Raw genomic sequence first — 17,593 nt, forward strand, 5'->3', positions numbered from 1 at the left:
TAAGCAAATCAGGCATATAAAAAGTAAGTATGCGGCAATACAAACAGCTTTTATATAGTTATGCTGCTAGCTGTACTTTATTCACTATAACTTTAAAATCAGCATTATTTATAGATACGTACTATGGAAAATAGTCCACAAGACATTGATTATCCTTTCTTAAAGGAACAAGGGATTGCCTATATACGAGCATTAGCAGGAAAGAAATGGACAGACTATGGAGACCATGACCCTGGGATCACCATTTTAGAAGTATTGGCCTTTGCAATTATGGATCTACAATATAGAACCAACTTCTATATAGAAGACATATGGGCCAAAAATCCTGATACAGTAGCCCATACCCATGAGCAACCATTTTACAAAGCTGAAGAAATTCTGCCTTGTAATCCACTTACCCAGTGGGACTTTTTAAAAATTGTGCTGGATGTTCCAGGTGTAAAAAACGCAGACATCTTTTTAAGTGATGGACCAAAAGAAATCAAAGGTGGATATAAGATTTTTGTAAATGTCGAAGAACGCATCCGTCACACCGCACAAGAACAAGAAGTTTTGCGGGTCATTCAGCAAAGATTATATCCGCAAAGAAATCTATGTGAAGATTTCTTTCTTATTCAGGCCATGGAAACACTGCCTATTAGCGTTAAAGCAACCTTTGAAGTAGCCCATTGCTTGGGGTATGAAGAGGGCGAAACAATGATTGCCCAGATATTATTTGCTTTGCAAGAATTTTTGTCCCCCCGTGTCCCTTTTTATAGTATCAGCCAATTGCTAGACAAAGGCAGAACCATAGATCAAATTTTTACAGGGCCATTGCTCAACCAAGGTTTTATAGATCAAGAAGAGTTAATTTATCTGAAAAGCAGGTCTATAATTTATGCAGTCGAACTCTTAGAACAAGCCACTAAAATAGTTAATATTAAAAATGTATTGAACTTTGAGCTTTTTATTCATGAAAAAAATGCGAGAACAAGCAGTATTACCATACCCATCTTACCAGATCGATCTTTAGTACTTGACCTTCCACACAGTGAAATTATCCTTCATTATAATGGCCTACCTTGGACGACAAATTGGGAAAAAGTCCTTGATATACTGGAAAATATGAAAGGAAGAGGTACTTTAAAAAAAGTCTATGTACAAGAAGAGGATGTCTTTGTGCTAGAAGGAAACTATAGGTATTTAGAAGACCATGTCTCCATACAGCAAGATTTTCCCTTACTCTATAATGTAGGCCACGAAGGGTGTACTCCATCTGAAACAATTGAAAACCATGCTAAAGCAAAACAATTAAAAGGTTTTTTGATGTTTTTTGACCAACTTTTTGCCAATTATTTGGTTCAGTTGTCCAATGTCAAGCACACTATGTCTATCTATAGCGAACAGTATAACAAGCCGAATAGCAGATTACCCTTGGAGGTACCTCGTATGCACACCATTATCAAACAGCCTACTAAAGCAAGTGATCCAGGTAGTGATCTTGATTTTGTAGTACAAAGAAAGTATTTAGATATAAAAAATAAAATAGTATCTCCATCTGTTGAAGATCAAATTGAGTCTGATGAAACCGCTAAAGCCTATTGCGCCTACATAAATAGTACATTGGAAAGCGATATTCGAAGCTTAGACAAGCGATCAAGGATGTTAGACCATTTATTGTCTTATTTTGCAGAGCGTTTTACCATCTACTCACTCTTCCACTATCCTAAAAGTGAAGCAAAACAATTGGATACATTGAATGCGAATAAAGCACTTTTTCTAAAAGATTACATTGCCATCAGTAGAGATAGAAACCGAGCTGCCCATATAACAGCCAATGCGGTCAACAGTTGGATGGATTATATACCATCTGGTTTTAAGCGACGCATTTACCGCAATTTAGGCATTAAAAGTTTAGAAAAACGTCTTTTTCATCAGGTAGTTAAGCATAGTATGTACTTAGAAAAAAGTGCTATGCAGTATACTTTAGATCTTTTCCTAGGAAACCATTCGCAGAAAGAAAACGATGAGATGTTGATCTTTAGAGGAAAATATGAAAACATACAATCCTTAGTGATGTCCTATGCGATCGATGAAAAATATTACAATATTGTTAAAAAAGGCAATGGGGTGTATAACATTCTACTTTATGTAGACAAAGCAAAAACGCAAACCATTGAGCTCATCACCGCTGCTAAGCCCATTATGGAGATTGAGCAAGCAGAAGCTATTGTACAGCAAAGCTTAGAATTGTTTAGATCCTTAAATGAAGCATGTGAAGGATTTCATTTAATAGAACATATTTTGCTTAGGAGTGCAGATACATTAAACACAGCGCAAGACCCTTATTCATTTACCATGACCATGGTTTTTCCGGCGTGGCCGGCTAGATTTCAGCAATCTGTATTTAGGCATGCCATAGAAGAAATGGTTATCATAGAAGGACCTGCCCATATACTTACCAATATTTTGTGGTTGGATTTTGAAGATATGGAAAGGTTCGAACAGGCCTATAAGGCATGGATAGAATTAAAAATTGATCCGACTCCCGATAAAATAGCAATAGATGGCGCAGCCAAAGTACTTATGGATCTTATAACGCTTTATAGTAATAAAACAAAGCCATAGCCATAAAACAGAATAGCCTCCATCCATTTCCCGTAGGACCAGGCTATTGTATCTGTAGAGCCATACCATTATATTTAAAGCAGCTTCTGGTATGATCCAATCATCTATAGATCCAATCCAATTATGTCTTTTATAGAAGAATTTAAAAAATTTGCCTTTAAAGGCAATGTAATAGACCTCTCGGTAGGGGTTATTATGGGCAGTGCATTTGGTAAGATGGTTACTGCAGTAGTAGAAGATCTTTTTATGCCTATGGTCCACCCACTATTGGCCAAAGCCGATCAACATTGGTCCTCCATAGTAATTGGTCCAGGTATTAAGATTGGCCATTTTGCCGCAGCGCTGCTCAACTTTTTCGTCATTAGTTTGGTTGTTTTTATCTTAGCAAAACTGCTCTATGGTCTTAAAGAGTCGGAGGAAGCAGCCGATGTAGATGGCTCTACGGAAAAACTTTTGAGGGAAATAAGAGATGCGCTAAAAAAGTAGCTTTATACCATTTATGCACTGCCATTCATTAGACTTAGATCAGCTTAGTCCCAAAGATTTTATTATTATAAAGGGCGCCAGCATACATAACCTTAAAAAAGTAAATGTAGCCATTCCACGCAATCAGCTAGTAGTCGTTACAGGATTATCTGGTTCCGGCAAATCCTCTTTGGTCTTAGATACTCTTTTTGTAGAAGCGCAGCGTATGTACATAGAGAGCGTTAGCGCCTATGCGCGCCAGTTTCTAGGTAAAATGGGAAAGCCTCCAGTGGATGCCATTCAAGGCCTTTCTCCAGCTATTGCCATTCGGCAAAATGTCGCCAATAAAAATCCGCGTTCTACCGTAGGTACCCTTACAGAGCTTTGTGACTATCTTAGTTTACTCTATAGCCGTATTGGCACAACCTATTCTCCCATCAGTGGACAACCAGTCAAAAAAGATAGCGTTTCCGATGTAGTAGACTACATTCAACAACAGCCAGATGGTACCAAAGTATGGATCCTCTATCCCATAGTAGTAGCCGATCAAGCCGCCTTAATCCAAAAGTTAAAAGTCGAACAAGGCAAAGGATTTACCAGAGTCATGCAAGGGAATCTACTTTTTTGGATAGAAGAGCTATTGGCAGGAAACACCTTTCTCTCATTAGACCAGCCCATTTATGGGCTGGTAGACCGTATGATTGTCACCAAAACCGATCAGACCTATTCCTATAGAATAGCAGATTCTGTTCAAACTGCCTTTTTCGAAGGCATGGGCTACCTGGTCGTAGTGCTCATTGGAGGGGTGCAAAAATCTTTTTCAGATCGATTTGAATTAGATGGTATCACTTTTACCCTCCCTACCGTTTCTTTTTTTAGTTTTAACACCCCCCATGGCGCTTGTAAAAGCTGTTCAGGCCTCGGGCAATTGATCGGCATAGACCGCTGTAAAGTGGTACCCAACCCAGCCCTTTCCGTAGTAGAAGGGGCCATTGCCCCCTGGAGTGGCCCCATTATGCGTAAGTGGTTGGCTCCCCTTTTGGCTGCCGATGCAGCCTTTTCTTTTCCCATTGACCTCCCTTATAGCCGCTTGACGCCAGAACAACAAAAATTGCTATGGCAAGGACAAGGAGATTTTGTAGGTATTGATCGATTTTTTGACTTTTGCGCTACGCAAACCGATAAAATACAATATCGGGTTTTACTATCCCGTTACCGCGGAAAGACCACCTGTTTGGCTTGCCGGGGCAGCCGTCTACGTGCAGATGCCCATTACATTAAAATCCATAACCATTCGATGGTTGATCTATTGTTGATGCCCATTCATGACTTAATTCCTTTTTTTGATCGATTATCCCTTACCCCACGCCAAGCAGCCATTGCCCAAAGAATCGTAGTAGAAATCAAAAACAGGCTCCATTATATCGCCCAAGTTGGCTTAGCCTATTTAACCCTGAGTAGACCCATTGCCACCCTATCTGGCGGAGAACATCAACGCATTAAATTGGCCACTGCATTAGGCAGTCCCCTTTTTGGCACCATTTACATTCTAGATGAACCCACCATTGGCCTCCATCCCCGCGATACCGATCAGTTGGTAGCGTTGCTTTTAAATTTAAAAAATCAAGGCAACAGCGTTGTAGTTGTAGAGCATGAAGAATTGGTCATGCGTGCCGCCGACACCCTTATTGAGATAGGCCCTCAAGCAGGTTCCGGTGGAGGCACGTTGGTTTTTCAGGGTCCCTTTTCAGCCTTGCAGCAAGCGACTACCCATACCGCACAATACCTCAATGGCATCGCTGCCATTCCATTGCCCAGTCACAGACGCACTTGGCAGCATGCTGTACATATTCAAAACGCCACCCTGCACAACCTACAGCAGGTCAGCGTCAGCATCCCCTTAGAAGTATTAACGGTCGTCACAGGCGTCAGTGGATCAGGCAAATCCACCCTAATCAAAGAAGTCCTTTATCCTGCTTTAGTGCAACACCTGACCAACCCCTCACCCCTTTTAGCGCAGTCCACCCTCACCCTATTGGGAGGCGATCTAGCCGCCATTCAGGGCGTAGAGTTGGTCCACCAAAATCCATTGGGCAAATCCTCTCGTTCCAACCCCGCCACCTATTTAGGGCTCTATGACCCCATTCGAGACCTTTTTGCCCAAACCACCACCGCCCGTTCCCGCCACTATCAGTCGGGTCATTTTTCTTTTAATTCCGAAAAAGGGCAATGCCCTGACTGTCGAGGGGAAGGGCAGGAAAAGATAGACATGCAATTTATGGCAGATATTTACCTACCCTGTGGCCGTTGCAAAGGAAGTCGATTTAAAGCTGAAATAGCTGAGGTAACCTATTCTGGTCAAAGCATTGTCCAAGTACTCAGCATGACCGTAGACGAAGCATTGCTTTTTTTTGCCGATCAACCCCTTATTGCACATAAATTAAAAGTTTTACAAAAAGTAGGATTGGGTTATATCCAATTGGGACAATCTTCCAGTTCCCTAAGTGGAGGAGAAGCGCAGCGGCTTAAGTTGGCCTATTATTTAGAAAAAGAATTAACCGATCAGCCCCTATTATTTATATTTGATGAGCCCACCACCGGCCTCCATATGCACGACGTAGCGCAATTGTTGGAGGCCATTCAGGCCTTAATTGCACAGGGGCATACCGCGCTCGTCATTGAACACCATATCGATGTAATCAAAAGCGCCGATTGGCTTATTGACCTAGGCCCTGATGGAGGCCAGCAAGGCGGTAAAGTGGTATTTACCGGTAGTCCCGAAGCATTGATCCAACAAAATGACAACCATACCGCCTATTATTTAAAGCAAAAAATGTAACAAATAGTTGCATGGTATTTTTTTTTATATTATTATTGTTAGAGCAAATGTTTTTTCGAACGGTTTTGATATAACTCTATAATATACTACAGATCAGCCGTAGCTAATCTACCTTGTTTGGATAATATATAATTATATATTATAATTGTACAGAGGTCTGTTCCAGGAACGTACTATTATGTGTTTAACATATTTAGTTAAATTAAATAATTAACATTCAAATTAATTCAAAATGGTTTACAAAAAAATTGGAAATAAAATCCCTTCTTTATCCAGTTTATTATTAGCTGGTGTGTTACTAGGTAGTAACTGCAGCAAAGGTAAAGACGATCCGGCTAGAGAACAGTCAATAAAAAATACGGAACAAAGTTCTGAGAAGCAAAAAACTAAAGATGGTGGTGCGGGAGCAACTCATGGTTCCAATTTTATAGCAGCAAATAAAGAAATTAAAAAAATATTTTTTCGTGCTTTAGGCTTAGATTATTTGCCTCTTGATGCGCAAAGTAAATCCGCTAATCAAGGACGTGTTTTATCCTTATCTGATAATGATTTTAGTACCAAAAAGAATATTTTAGACTTGGTTAAGAGATTAGCACAAAGTTTTTCTAACAACGCTAATGCCTATCCATTAGATTTGAGAGAAAATATAGCTGCTTTAGGCCCAATTAACGAATCTTTTATTAAGGAACGGCCTCGTGCTTTTGGATTGGCTATAAATGAGATTGCTAATGTTCGTAATGGCCTTGCCAATGTTGCTACCCAGATGTGGGAAAAAATTGATCAAGGCGCGGGAGATGCTGCATTTAAAGACTTAAAAGAAAAATCTCTTGATCCTTTATCAGAAACTTTGAAGCCAGGTTCAACTAAATTTAAGCCTGGTTATAAATTTAGTGACGCATCTGATGCGAAATTACTAGATGGAGCTCAGTTAGCTAGGTTTTTAACTGATCTTGATAAAAAAGGGCAACCAAGAGGAAATACTTCTGGAATTGGCAGATCTTATCAAATTCCAAATGCTCTAAATAAGACTTTGTCTGTTTGCATTAAAAATAAGCAAGGAAAGGACGCTTCTAAGAAAAATACGTTAGCCGATCTAAGCTTTATCGGTTCTAGAGGATCTGGCCTAGGTGAAGACGCAAGTAATCTATTGTTGCTACAAGGTAATGAGGGTAAGCTTCCTTTCGTTAACCCACTTCCTAATGGTACTTTGCAGTATAGGTACCAGCAACAAGATCTTATAAACTATGCGGAGAGTGCCATCGGAAGTGATATAAACAAGGTATTCGATCAGAATGCTGGCCAATTTGGTTCCAATGGTATAAAAAATGAAAGCATATCATTTGGCACCCTTTTATTTACTTTATTTAGAGGAAATACTCCAAACGATTTCTTGGAATTAACATGTGATAAAAACAATGCTATAGTCTTAAAAGGCATTGATGCTAACTTCAAAAAGTGGGTAAATCAATCTGACGATCAGGTTGCAGCTATGTTGCATCAACATATAAGCAGTCAAAGTGATCTACAAGATCTTTTTTTCATCCCTAACTTACAAGACCTTTACAATAAAGTTTTACCAGCTTCTAATTTGCCAGATAATGATCCTGCATTAAAAGAAGTTTGCATTAATATTTTGAGTATGCTTGGCATGACTGCTGATCCCTCTGATGATCTCGTTAACAATCTTTTACCGGAAATTGACCTTGTTGCGCATTTAGCTAATAATCAATATGAAAACATCCTAAATTCTTCAGATGTAGATTTTAATCAACGATTTTGTATATCTCTTGCTAAACAAATCTCAACTTTGACTTCAAATCGGAATTCGGATCCCACTTCGCTAAATTTAACAAAATCTCAACTTGTGCAAATCATTAAATCACACGCAAATAATTTAGCAAGTACAGCAGTTGTTAAAATTGGCGAAGATGGTCAAGCTTGTGCTACGACCGTAACTGCATTCATTAAATCGAATCTTGACTATGTTTATCAAAAATTAAAAGACAAGCATACTAATGCAAATAGAACGTATGCGGATATTACTAGCAAGGCTCCAAAATTTGATGTTGAACAAATTCGTAGCGTCTATGAAAAAGAGTGTAATAAACTTGGGTCAATTCTTTTAACAAGCCTTGTTTCTCTTTTAGACAAACAAGAAAATATAACTGAGGATGATTTGAAACAAATACATGGATTAAAAGCTGAAGAAATTGATCAAATCAATAAAATCAAGCAATCATATCAAGCAAAACAGACTAAAAAATAATAAGTTAATATATTATATATTAATCTTCCCATTGGGGAACTAGCTTTTGCTGGCTCCCCATTTTTTATATCTACCCTTCAAAAAATAAGATTTTATTTTTTTATATAGCCTACTCCCTAATTTTAATAGTTCTTTCCCAGATCTCTTTCGGTTTTATCCAATCCAATTAAAATAAAAATAATTCATATATTCTCTTTATATTTGCTTTATCCGGCAGTTTTTCCACCTATTGTAAATGGTTTGTATTTTTTATTCTGTTAGCCCATGCAATCTAAATCCATCAGAGAAAAATTCCTCCAATTTTTTATACAAAAAAGACACCTACATCAACCTGCAGTGGCTATTGTCAACAAAGAGGACCCCTCTTTGTTCTTTGTAAATGCCGGAATGAATCCCTTTAAGGATATCCTTTTGGGCAACCAATCCATTATTGCCCCTCGTGTGGTTACGGTACAACCCTGTTTACGTGCCTCCGGTAAACACAATGACCTAGAAGAGGTAGGCATCGATACCTACCACCATACCCTCTTTGAAATGTTGGGCAATTGGTCCTTTGGGGATTATTTTAAAGAAGAGGCCATTGCCTGGGCATGGGAGCTCCTAACAGCCGTCTATCACCTCCCTAAGGAGCGCATCTATGCCACCCTATTTGGAGGGGATCTCCAAGATGGCTTGCCAAAAGATGATCAAGCCGCTGCCATTTGGGCCCAATACCTGCCTGCTGACCATATTCTTTCTTTTTCCAAAGCAGATAATTTTTGGGAAATGGGTGCACAAGGCCCCTGTGGTCCCTGTTCTGAAATTCATCTGGATATCCGTTCGGATGCCGAACGTAAGACTGTACCCGCTGCCCAATTGGTCAATACAGGCCATCCGCAAGTCATAGAAATTTGGAACCTGGTATTTATGCAATACAACCGACAAGCTTCTGGAAAATTGATCGACCTGCCACATAAACATATTGATACCGGTATGGGGTTAGAGCGATTGGCCATGCTGTTACAAGGCAAAACATCCAACTACGATACCGATATTTTTACCCCACTGATCGAAAAAATAGAGCAAATCGCTGGTAAAAGCTACCAGGAAAGTACCACCATTGCAGTAGCCATGCGGGTCATTGCAGACCACCTCCGTGCAGTAGCCTTTTCCATTGCCGATGGCCAACCTCCTGCACATGCCAAAGCTGGTTATGTGATCCGCCGTATTTTGCGTAGAGCCATCCGCTATGGCTATAGCCACTTGGCTATAAAAGAACCTTTTATCCATCAATTGGTCGCTGTTTTAGCTGCACAAATGGAAGGCGTTTATCCCAACTTAACGAACCAACAAGGCTATATCGCACAACTTATTCAAGCAGAAGAAGCTTCCTTCTTAAAGACATTAGGAACAGGGTTGCACCGCTTCAACCACCTAGATCCAAATAAGATCCATAAAGGCGTAATAGAGGGGCGTGTAGCTTTTGAACTCTATGATACCTATGGCTTCCCTTTAGACCTTACTTTACTGATGGCCAAAGAGAGCGGGTTGATGGTAGATGAAGTTGGCTTCCAACAAGCACTCCAGGCCCAAAAAGCACGTGCACAAAAAGACGCCGCTGTCTCCCAAGGCGATTGGCAATTGGTCCATCCATCTGCTGCCCCCTCTTTTGTCGGTTATGATCAATTGGAGGTTACGACCACTATTGTACAATGGCGTACCTTTACCAATAAAGCAGGTACCGCCTATCAATTGGTATTAGCCGCTACCCCTTTTTATCCAGTAGGAGGGGGGCAAGTAGCTGATACAGGGGTGATCCGATTTGGTAAACAGTCTATTCCAGTAGTAGATGTACAAAAAGAACATGGCTTGATTCTCCATACCGTTGACCAGCTGCCTGCTCAGTTGGAACTACCTGTAGTAGCACAAGTAGATCCCATCCAACGTACCCTAACCACCAACAACCATACCGCCACCCATCTTTTACAGGCTGCCTTACAACAAATAGTAGGTGGCCATGTCGTCCAAAAAGGTTCTTTGGTCACACCTGCCCTATTGCGCTTTGATTTTGCCCATCCTACCAAGTTGTCTGCTACACAAATAGAAGCAGTCGAAGCCATGGTAAACCAAAAAATCAGAGCCAATATACCCTGTATAGAACAACGTAACCTTCCACTCGCTGCAGCCAAAGCCATGGGCGCACAAGCGCTATTTGGTGAAAAATATGCTGCAACCGTACGCGTCATTACCTTTGATCCTGGCTACTCTATAGAGCTTTGTGGGGGGACCCATGTAGCCCATACCGGACAAATTGGCTTTTTAAAGATCATCCATGAAAGCGCTATAGGTACAGGCATACGCAGAATAGAAGCCCTAACCGCCAGTAGTGCCCACCATTTTGTAACCAGGCAATCCGCTACCTTAACGGCAGTAGCAGATCTGCTCCAACACCCCAAAGACCTCGTACAAGCAGTAGCCAAGTTGCTCCATGAAAAAAAGCAGCTCCAGAAACAGTTGATGGGCCATCAAGCCAAAGCCGTTCAACAAATCATCCAACAACTCTCCCACCAATTGGAACAAGTTGGTGACCTCTACCTACTGATTCAAACCGTGCAACCACCGCATCCGCATGCCTTGCAACAGATTGCCTTGCACTATAAGGGGCAATATCCGCAAATATTTGTCCTATTGGCCGCTACATTTGAACAACAAGCCCACCTAGTCATATCACTATCCGATACATTGCTGCCATACAAGCATGCCCATCAGATGATGCAATCTATAGCCCCCCTTATTGGCGGTAAAGGTGGAGGGACCCCCTTTTTTGCAACCGCTAAGGGCAATAACCCCGCAGGTATAGCAGCTGCATTCCAAGCAGCAAGGAAAGCGTTGCATGAAGCCATGAAATAAAGGCTTGTTTTGCTACCACGTTATTATAAACGCTATAGATCGGCCGTCTATACCTTATGAAATTTTGTGTATGATAGCAGATTTTTTTAAATTTCTCTTAAATGGCGTATAACTTCTGGGCAATGCCCTTTCATTAAGACTATTTTAATTTATGAACCATAATACAATAGATATTACAGATGCCCAGTTTGATAAAGTGATCAGTCAGCATAAACTTGTTTTAGTCGACTTTTGGGCACCTTGGTGCGGACCTTGCCTACAACTTGCGCCTGTCATAGAAGAGATTGCTGTTATCTATAAAGGGCAAGCATTGGTTGCCAAGCTTAATATCAGTGAAAATAGTCAAACTCCTTCTAGATATTTTATCAGTACCATACCTACCATGTTGTTTTTTCATCAAGGTCAACAGGTAGATCGTCTGGTAGGGAATCTCTCCATTACGCAAATTCAGCCCTCTTTGGATAAATATCTGTCTTAGTAGGGAGCTTACTTTTTTATGCAGCTGGTTCGAAAAAGTGTTTCTATAAAGGCTTGTTTTCATCTATCCCTCAGCTAATTTATTTTTATGAAAAATTATATTGGTTCTTTTTTTGTCCTTAATCTTATGCATGAAACGTTCATACCCTTTTTCATCCATGCATCCCATTACTAAAAATCTAAAAAGCTTTATCCTATATTTTGTAGCAGCATTCAAATGGCATTTCATAGCCATGGCTTGTTTTCGAATCTGTTTTGTGCTCGATAATTTGGTCGTTCCCTATGCCTTTAAAATACTCGTCACACAACTTACCGCATTAGACAAAAATAGAACAGATAGCTGGATAAAGCTGGCTGGTCCGTTGATCCTTTTGTTAGGGATCATTGGACTAATAGAGCTTTTATTCCGTCTATTTGACTATATGAAAGTCAAAACTATTCCTGATTTTGAGGTAAAAATACGTACATGGATTGTATCCCATCTGCAAGGCCATTCCTACCAGTTTTTTACAGCCCATTTTTCTGGTGATTTGGTAAAACGGATCAATGATTTAACCGATGGCATCAGTCAAGTCATGATGATGATTATTGCTTCATTTTTGCCTACATTTTGCACTACGTTGGCAGGTATCATCTCTTTTACCTATATACATCCGACCTTTGGTAGCGTATTAATGCTTTGGCTGATCCTCCATATCGCCACTTACTTTTTTTATTCAAAAAAGTGCAGCCGTGCCGTAGCATTACATGCAGAAAAGGTAAGCCGCTTGTCTGGTAGTATATTAGATGGCTTTACCAATATATTAAGCATAAAACTTTTTGCACCTAAAAATCAAGAAACGATTCATTTATTGGCCCCACAGGCAGCAGAAAAGCAAGCACATGAAAAAGCCTTAAGGCTGATCATGCGCCTACATTTTATCATTAGTGGTCTTTCTATGGGCTTTATGGGCATAGGGATGATCGCTTATATGATCCATTATTGGCAACTCGGTAAACTTTCTATTTCTGAAGTCACCTACATTTTTTATGCTGGTAATAATATTTGTAATTTAGTTTGGGTATCTGTAGCAGAATTTCCTGATTTTCTTGAAGAAATTGGCTATTGTCAACAAGCTTTAAAATTATTACAAAAAGAACATGCTGTTCTAGATGCACCCAATGCCTCTGTACTTAAATGTCAGTCAGCTGCTATTGCATTTCAAAACGTTTCTTTTTCTTATGGGTCAGATAACCCTATGTTCCAGAATCAAACCATTGCTATAGCGGCTGGTGAAAAGGTAGGATTAGTAGGTTTATCGGGTAGTGGAAAAACTACTTTTATCCATTTATTACTCAGGTTTTTTGACCTCGATAAAGGTGTAATTACCATTGATAGGCAAGACATCTCCACCGTTACCCAAGCATCATTGCGTGCTGCTATTTCTGTTATACCGCAAGATACCACCCTTTTTCATGAAAGTATTTTAGAAAATATTCGTTATGGGCGTAGGGAAGCAACAGATGATGAAGTGATGGATGCCGCTAAAAAAGCAAAGTGTCATGAGTTTATTATGCATCTATCAAAAGGGTACCATACTTTAGTTGGAGAAAGAGGATCAACCCTTTCAGGTGGGCAGCGTCAACGCATCGCGATTGCACGTGCCATACTAAAGAATGCGCCTATTCTAGTCTTAGATGAGGCTACTTCCGCATTGGATGCGATTACTGAAAATGAAATACAACAAAGCCTTTCTACCATTATGGTCGATAAAACCGTTATTGCGATTGCGCATAGACTAGCGGTTTTGGCGGCAATGGATCGACTATTGGTATTTAATAGCGGTAAAATAATTGCCAATGGCCCCCATAAGACGCTTTTAAAGATCAACCCCTTCTATGCAAATATGTGTAGATTACAGTTTGATGGCGCACTATAGAGGCTATGAACAAGAATGGATATCTTGACTTGTACCATTTAATCGTTTTGTAAAGCAAAGGAGATCGAAGCTTCTAAGGTAGCAGCTATGGCTGAAACGGATGCTCCTATATCTCCAGCACCAATGGTAAGGATGATCTGATGTTCCTTAATCCTGGAAGCAGCTAGTTGGGTAAGTAAGTCATTCATCGTCACTAAAGCTTTTCTTTTACAGGTTAGTTCATCAAATATAAGTTGTGCGGTTATACCTGGCATAGGCGCCTCTCTGGCCGGATAGATGGGTAATATAAAAACTTGATCTGCCAAACTTAAACTGGTAGCAAATGCTTTATAAAACGCCTTGGTACGTGAGAATAGATGCGGTTGAAAAATAGCTGTTATAGTACTCTTGGGATAGATCTTTTTCACTGAATGAAGCAAAGCACTAATTTCTACAGGGTGGTGCGCATAGTCATCTATAAGTAGATAGGATGGATGGTTGCAAACAAGGGAAAAGCGCCTTTTTATGCCAGGAAAACAGGCAACAGCGGTATGGATTTGGGCTGCTGTTATACCAAGTTCTAAACAGATTGTAATAGCTGCCAATGCATTTTCAATGTTATGCCATCCGGACATAGGCAAAACTACATTGGAAATATTGACACCATCTCCTAAGTAATCGAAAACACTTTGATGCGATGTCATAGTGACCTTACTGGCCACAATAGCACCTTTATCTAATCCATAGGTTAGGAAAGGTTTTGTATAATGTTCCCAGATTTTTAACTGATCTGCAACCCTATTTTGTATAATCAGACTTTTTTGGTTTTGTTGCATAAATTTTATAAAACTAGCTTCCATCGCTGCTGGTGTAGCATAGGTTTCTGGGTGATCTGCGTCTGCAGCAGTAACAATACTAAAAGTAGGTTTGAGATGGAGAAAAGATTGGTTAAATTCGTCAGCCTCTATTACCATTAGCTTGACTGCATCTAATGAACTATTATGTAGTAAATTGCTATCATATTGCTCCATGATACCCCCCACAAATCCAAGTATGGGTATGCCGCTTTGGTAGAGTATATGGGCAATCATAGCTGAAGTAGTTGTTTTACCATGTGTACCAGCCACTGCTATTGTGGTAAATGCTCTGGAAATTAGTCCAACCACTTCTGCACGTGATTGCAGTTTATAACCAGTGGCTTTAAAATAGTTTAAAATAGCACTATCAATTGGTATAGCAGGTGTATAAATGACTAGGGTTTGCTTGGGGTGGTGGCAAACAATTTCGGGAATAGCAGCCAGCGTATCCTCACAGTGGATCGTTATACCTTCTTTTCTGAGTTGTAATACCATTGCAGATAGCTCCCGATCATATCCAAAAACTTGATACCCTTGCTTGGCCAATAGCCGTGCCAAGGCACTCATGCCTATGCCCCCTATGCCTATAAAGTATATAAAAGTATAGTTGTTCAATGGTATCATAATGGTAAAATAGAAAGATAAATGGAAGCTAAAAATAGCTAAAAACTCCTTGCAATCTTGTATATTCGACTAAAAGCAGTCAATCGTATGGTGCAGTTGGTGGATGCGTTGGCTAAACGTTTCTCCAACCTACCCTATGTAAACAAATCAGTGGTAATTTCTGAAAAGCGTTTCTTTTTTTTGGTAAAAAAATCAATAACTATACTTCTTTTATACCTATTACCCAAGTAGGGTGAAGAAAATTTTGGGTTGCTTTTCTTTTTAAGTTTGAAAAAATCTATTTGTGCTTCCACAATCGCCCAGCTATGTGCGAACTTTCCCAGATACCACATCCTAAAAATCGCCAATAGATTGAAAGCTATATTTTTTATGGTATGCATCAAATGATCTGGATGATACTTGTACAAGATCAACAACCTATTTCTAAAATTTAAGTAGGTTTTGCGTGGACTCTGATAAGCTAATGTAGCCCCCCCTAAATGATAAACGGTACTGGTACCACAGTAATAGACCTTCCAACCAGCAATATGTGCACGCCAGCAAAGATCAATTTCCTCAAAGTGCGCAAAAAACAGCTCATCAAAGCCCCCTAATGTATGGAAAGCTTTGGCCCGTACCAATAGACATGCACCACTGGCCCAAAAAATCGCTCTTGTATCATCATATTGTCCACTATCTTTTTCAATGTGATTGAAAATCCTCCCTCGACAAAAAGGATAACCATACACATCTATAAAGCCACCTGCTGCACCGGCATAATCAAATTCATCTGGTCTTTGAAGCGACAATATTTTAGGTTGACAAAACCCAATTGAAGGATCATGCTCCATAAGGGTCAGCATCTCTGTTAACCAGTTTGCTGTAACCAAGAGGTCATTATTCAATAGTACATAATACGTCGCTTTAATCTGCTTTAACGCCACATTATACCCTTTTGCTACGCCATAATTTCCATCATGCACCATACAGGTTACCGTTGGGAAGTGGTTACGTAGGTAGTCTACTGAGCCATCTGTAGAGCCATTATCTACTATTATGATCTGATAGCCATGGCTATACAGCAATAGCGTAGGCAAATATTTTTTTAGCAATGATAACCCATTGTAATTCAAAACTATAATCGCAACAGTTGGCAAGTGCGGTATTTCGTTGCGTTTATAGCATGGCTGCATGCTCTTGTATGACTGCTTGGATTTTATGGTCTACTTCTTCCAACGCTAAGTTGACCGCACCTATTATAAGGTCTTGAACCATTTGCCGATCTGTTTTATTAAGTAGCTTTTCATCTATTGAAATAGCGCATAGCTTTTTAGTCCCATTCACCGTTACGTGAACCAGTCCAGCGCCTGTTTCTTTGGTTACGGTAAGCTGGTCTAACTGTTTTTTAACCCCTTCCATTTTTTCCTGAACCTGGTTCATTGCACCAAATAAATTCTTTATATCCATAAGTTAAAGCCTAACGATAAGATTGTATCGGTTGTTTGTTTACCCTTCTATATGCTTATTTTTATACCCTTTTATCATATGGCTGATCCAAAACCTGATAGGCGCTAAGCTATGCACTGCCACAAGCCATACGGCAAGTATTGCAATCGGATCATTCTGTTTTATCAATAGTCCACTAAAAAGCCAAATGATAATAGAAATATCTATCAAAAGCATATACAAGACTGCTGCTAGATAAAAACCATACTGCACCCTACCATCCCACCACATTTTTATCCAATACATTTTGTCATGGCTTAGTAGGCTATCTACCAACCAAGTTAATCCTAAAAAGATAAATAGTTGTTGAATACCTAGTTTAAATCGATTGCTTTGTAAAATTTTAGCAGGCTTTATTTTAAAGCATAACATAGCTACAGCTGCGGTTGAAAGCATTACCAAAGCAAAAAATATAGGGAATCTAACTGGAAAAATCTTTTGAATACTACTTAACTGGATCGATCCATTGCCGTTAGGCTGTATACCTAAAAATAGTAGTTCGGCCACTACTAAAAGGCAAAGGAGCAGTTGTATTTTATTTTTTGATTGCGCTACAACTTCATCTTTAGTAAGACCATTCAACCGTGCATATAGGCTGCTAAACCATCTATCCGGTATAAGGTAAGCAACCCAACTACTGGCTGCTGTTACGCCAACTCCTAGGGTGACAATCATTCCTACTAAATTTAGTAAGCGTAATCCATTGTTGCCTGCGACCACTATAAGGAGTATACCTGATATCGATAAAGGACTGGCCAATAAGGCCATATATCCAGCAACCACAATCGGAAAAAGTAGCTGGGCCTTGCCCTTATGTAGCGGATTTGGATCGCATACCCATCTATATAACCATGCTTTATCTCCTGTTAAAAACACCAATCCATAGCAAAATAGCGCTCTTAAAATTGCATAATGGTTGTTCATCTGCCCTACAAAAATCTTACATTGGTTTGTCATTAGGTAAAAAAAACCACTTGCTTCCAGCGTAGCCATCAGAAGCACCCAAGTAGCCTGTAAGAGCATTAGGTCATTAGGAGGGGAGGCAGGTTGTACCGAACAAGTTAAGAAACCCAAGACCAATCCACTCAGTAAGCCAAGGGAAATCCCACCTAAGTACAGACTTGCGATCAGCACTATAAGTAGCATACCCCATCCAATTGTACAGATCATATATGCAATAAATATG

11 protein-coding genes are annotated in these 17,593 nt (G+C 39.8%); 7 read left to right on the forward strand and 4 right to left on the reverse strand.

From position 1 onward, the window contains the following. Nucleotides 1-123 precede the first annotated feature (123 nt). From ACRRVD_RS00305 to ACRRVD_RS00335, 7 genes are all read left to right on the forward strand, one after another. Nucleotides 124-2,607: a hypothetical protein gene (locus ACRRVD_RS00305; RefSeq protein WP_432461197.1), complete on the forward strand. Its 2,484-nt coding sequence runs from the start codon at nt 124-126 to the stop codon at nt 2,605-2,607. A gap of 123 nt (nt 2,608-2,730) precedes the next feature. Further along, nucleotides 2,731-3,093 carry a large conductance mechanosensitive channel protein MscL gene (gene mscL / locus ACRRVD_RS00310; protein WP_432461198.1) on the forward strand — a complete coding sequence of 121 codons (363 nt, stop codon included), beginning with the start codon at nt 2,731-2,733 and terminating at the stop codon, nt 3,091-3,093. Between the two features lie 13 nt (nt 3,094-3,106). Further along, complete coding sequence (uvrA, locus tag ACRRVD_RS00315) at nt 3,107-5,911, forward strand: excinuclease ABC subunit UvrA (protein ID WP_432461199.1); 2,805 nt, start codon at nt 3,107-3,109, stop codon at nt 5,909-5,911. A 232-nt stretch (nt 5,912-6,143) separates the two neighbouring features. Then, on the forward strand, nt 6,144-8,177 hold the full coding sequence (locus ACRRVD_RS00320; RefSeq protein ID WP_432461201.1) for a hypothetical protein: 2,034 nt from the start codon (nt 6,144-6,146) through the stop codon (nt 8,175-8,177). Nucleotides 8,178-8,441: 264 nt separating this feature from the next. Further along, nucleotides 8,442-11,066: an alanine--tRNA ligase gene (gene alaS / locus ACRRVD_RS00325; RefSeq protein ID WP_432461202.1), complete on the forward strand. Its 2,625-nt coding sequence runs from the start codon at nt 8,442-8,444 to the stop codon at nt 11,064-11,066. A gap of 151 nt (nt 11,067-11,217) precedes the next feature. Continuing rightward, nucleotides 11,218-11,544, forward strand: coding sequence for a thioredoxin (gene trxA, locus ACRRVD_RS00330; protein ID WP_432461203.1), 327 nt, complete (start codon nt 11,218-11,220; stop codon nt 11,542-11,544). Nucleotides 11,545-11,674: 130 nt separating this feature from the next. Then, nucleotides 11,675-13,462 carry an ABC transporter ATP-binding protein gene (locus ACRRVD_RS00335; RefSeq protein WP_432461204.1) on the forward strand — a complete coding sequence of 596 codons (1,788 nt, stop codon included), beginning with the start codon at nt 11,675-11,677 and terminating at the stop codon, nt 13,460-13,462. Between the two features lie 38 nt (nt 13,463-13,500). Here ACRRVD_RS00335 and murC read toward each other — a convergent pair whose 3' ends face one another. The 4 genes from murC to ACRRVD_RS00355 all read right to left on the reverse strand — a co-directional run bounded on the left by murC (nt 13,501) and on the right by ACRRVD_RS00355 (nt 17,577). Further along, a complete protein-coding gene (gene murC, locus ACRRVD_RS00340) occupies nt 13,501-14,922 on the reverse strand; it encodes a UDP-N-acetylmuramate--L-alanine ligase (protein ID WP_432461205.1) in 1,422 nt (473 codons plus the stop codon). A 134-nt stretch (nt 14,923-15,056) separates the two neighbouring features. Continuing rightward, nucleotides 15,057-16,094, reverse strand: coding sequence for a glycosyltransferase family 2 protein (locus ACRRVD_RS00345; protein ID WP_432461206.1), 1,038 nt, complete (start codon nt 16,092-16,094; stop codon nt 15,057-15,059). After that, on the reverse strand, nt 16,078-16,368 hold the full coding sequence (locus ACRRVD_RS00350; protein WP_432461207.1) for a YbaB/EbfC family nucleoid-associated protein: 291 nt from the start codon (nt 16,366-16,368) through the stop codon (nt 16,078-16,080). Before ACRRVD_RS00350 ends, ACRRVD_RS00345 begins: the two co-directional genes overlap by 17 nt. A 39-nt stretch (nt 16,369-16,407) precedes the next feature. Next, the gene (locus ACRRVD_RS00355; RefSeq protein ID WP_432461208.1) at nt 16,408-17,577 is read right to left on the reverse strand and encodes an anaerobic C4-dicarboxylate transporter family protein; all 1,170 of its coding nucleotides are present in this window, start codon (nt 17,575-17,577) and stop codon (nt 16,408-16,410) included. Nucleotides 17,578-17,593: the final 16 nt, after the last annotated feature.

It is taken from the genome of Candidatus Cardinium hertigii, assembly GCF_050864915.1.
GTDB lineage: Bacteria > Bacteroidota > Bacteroidia > Cytophagales > Amoebophilaceae > Cardinium > Cardinium hertigii_D.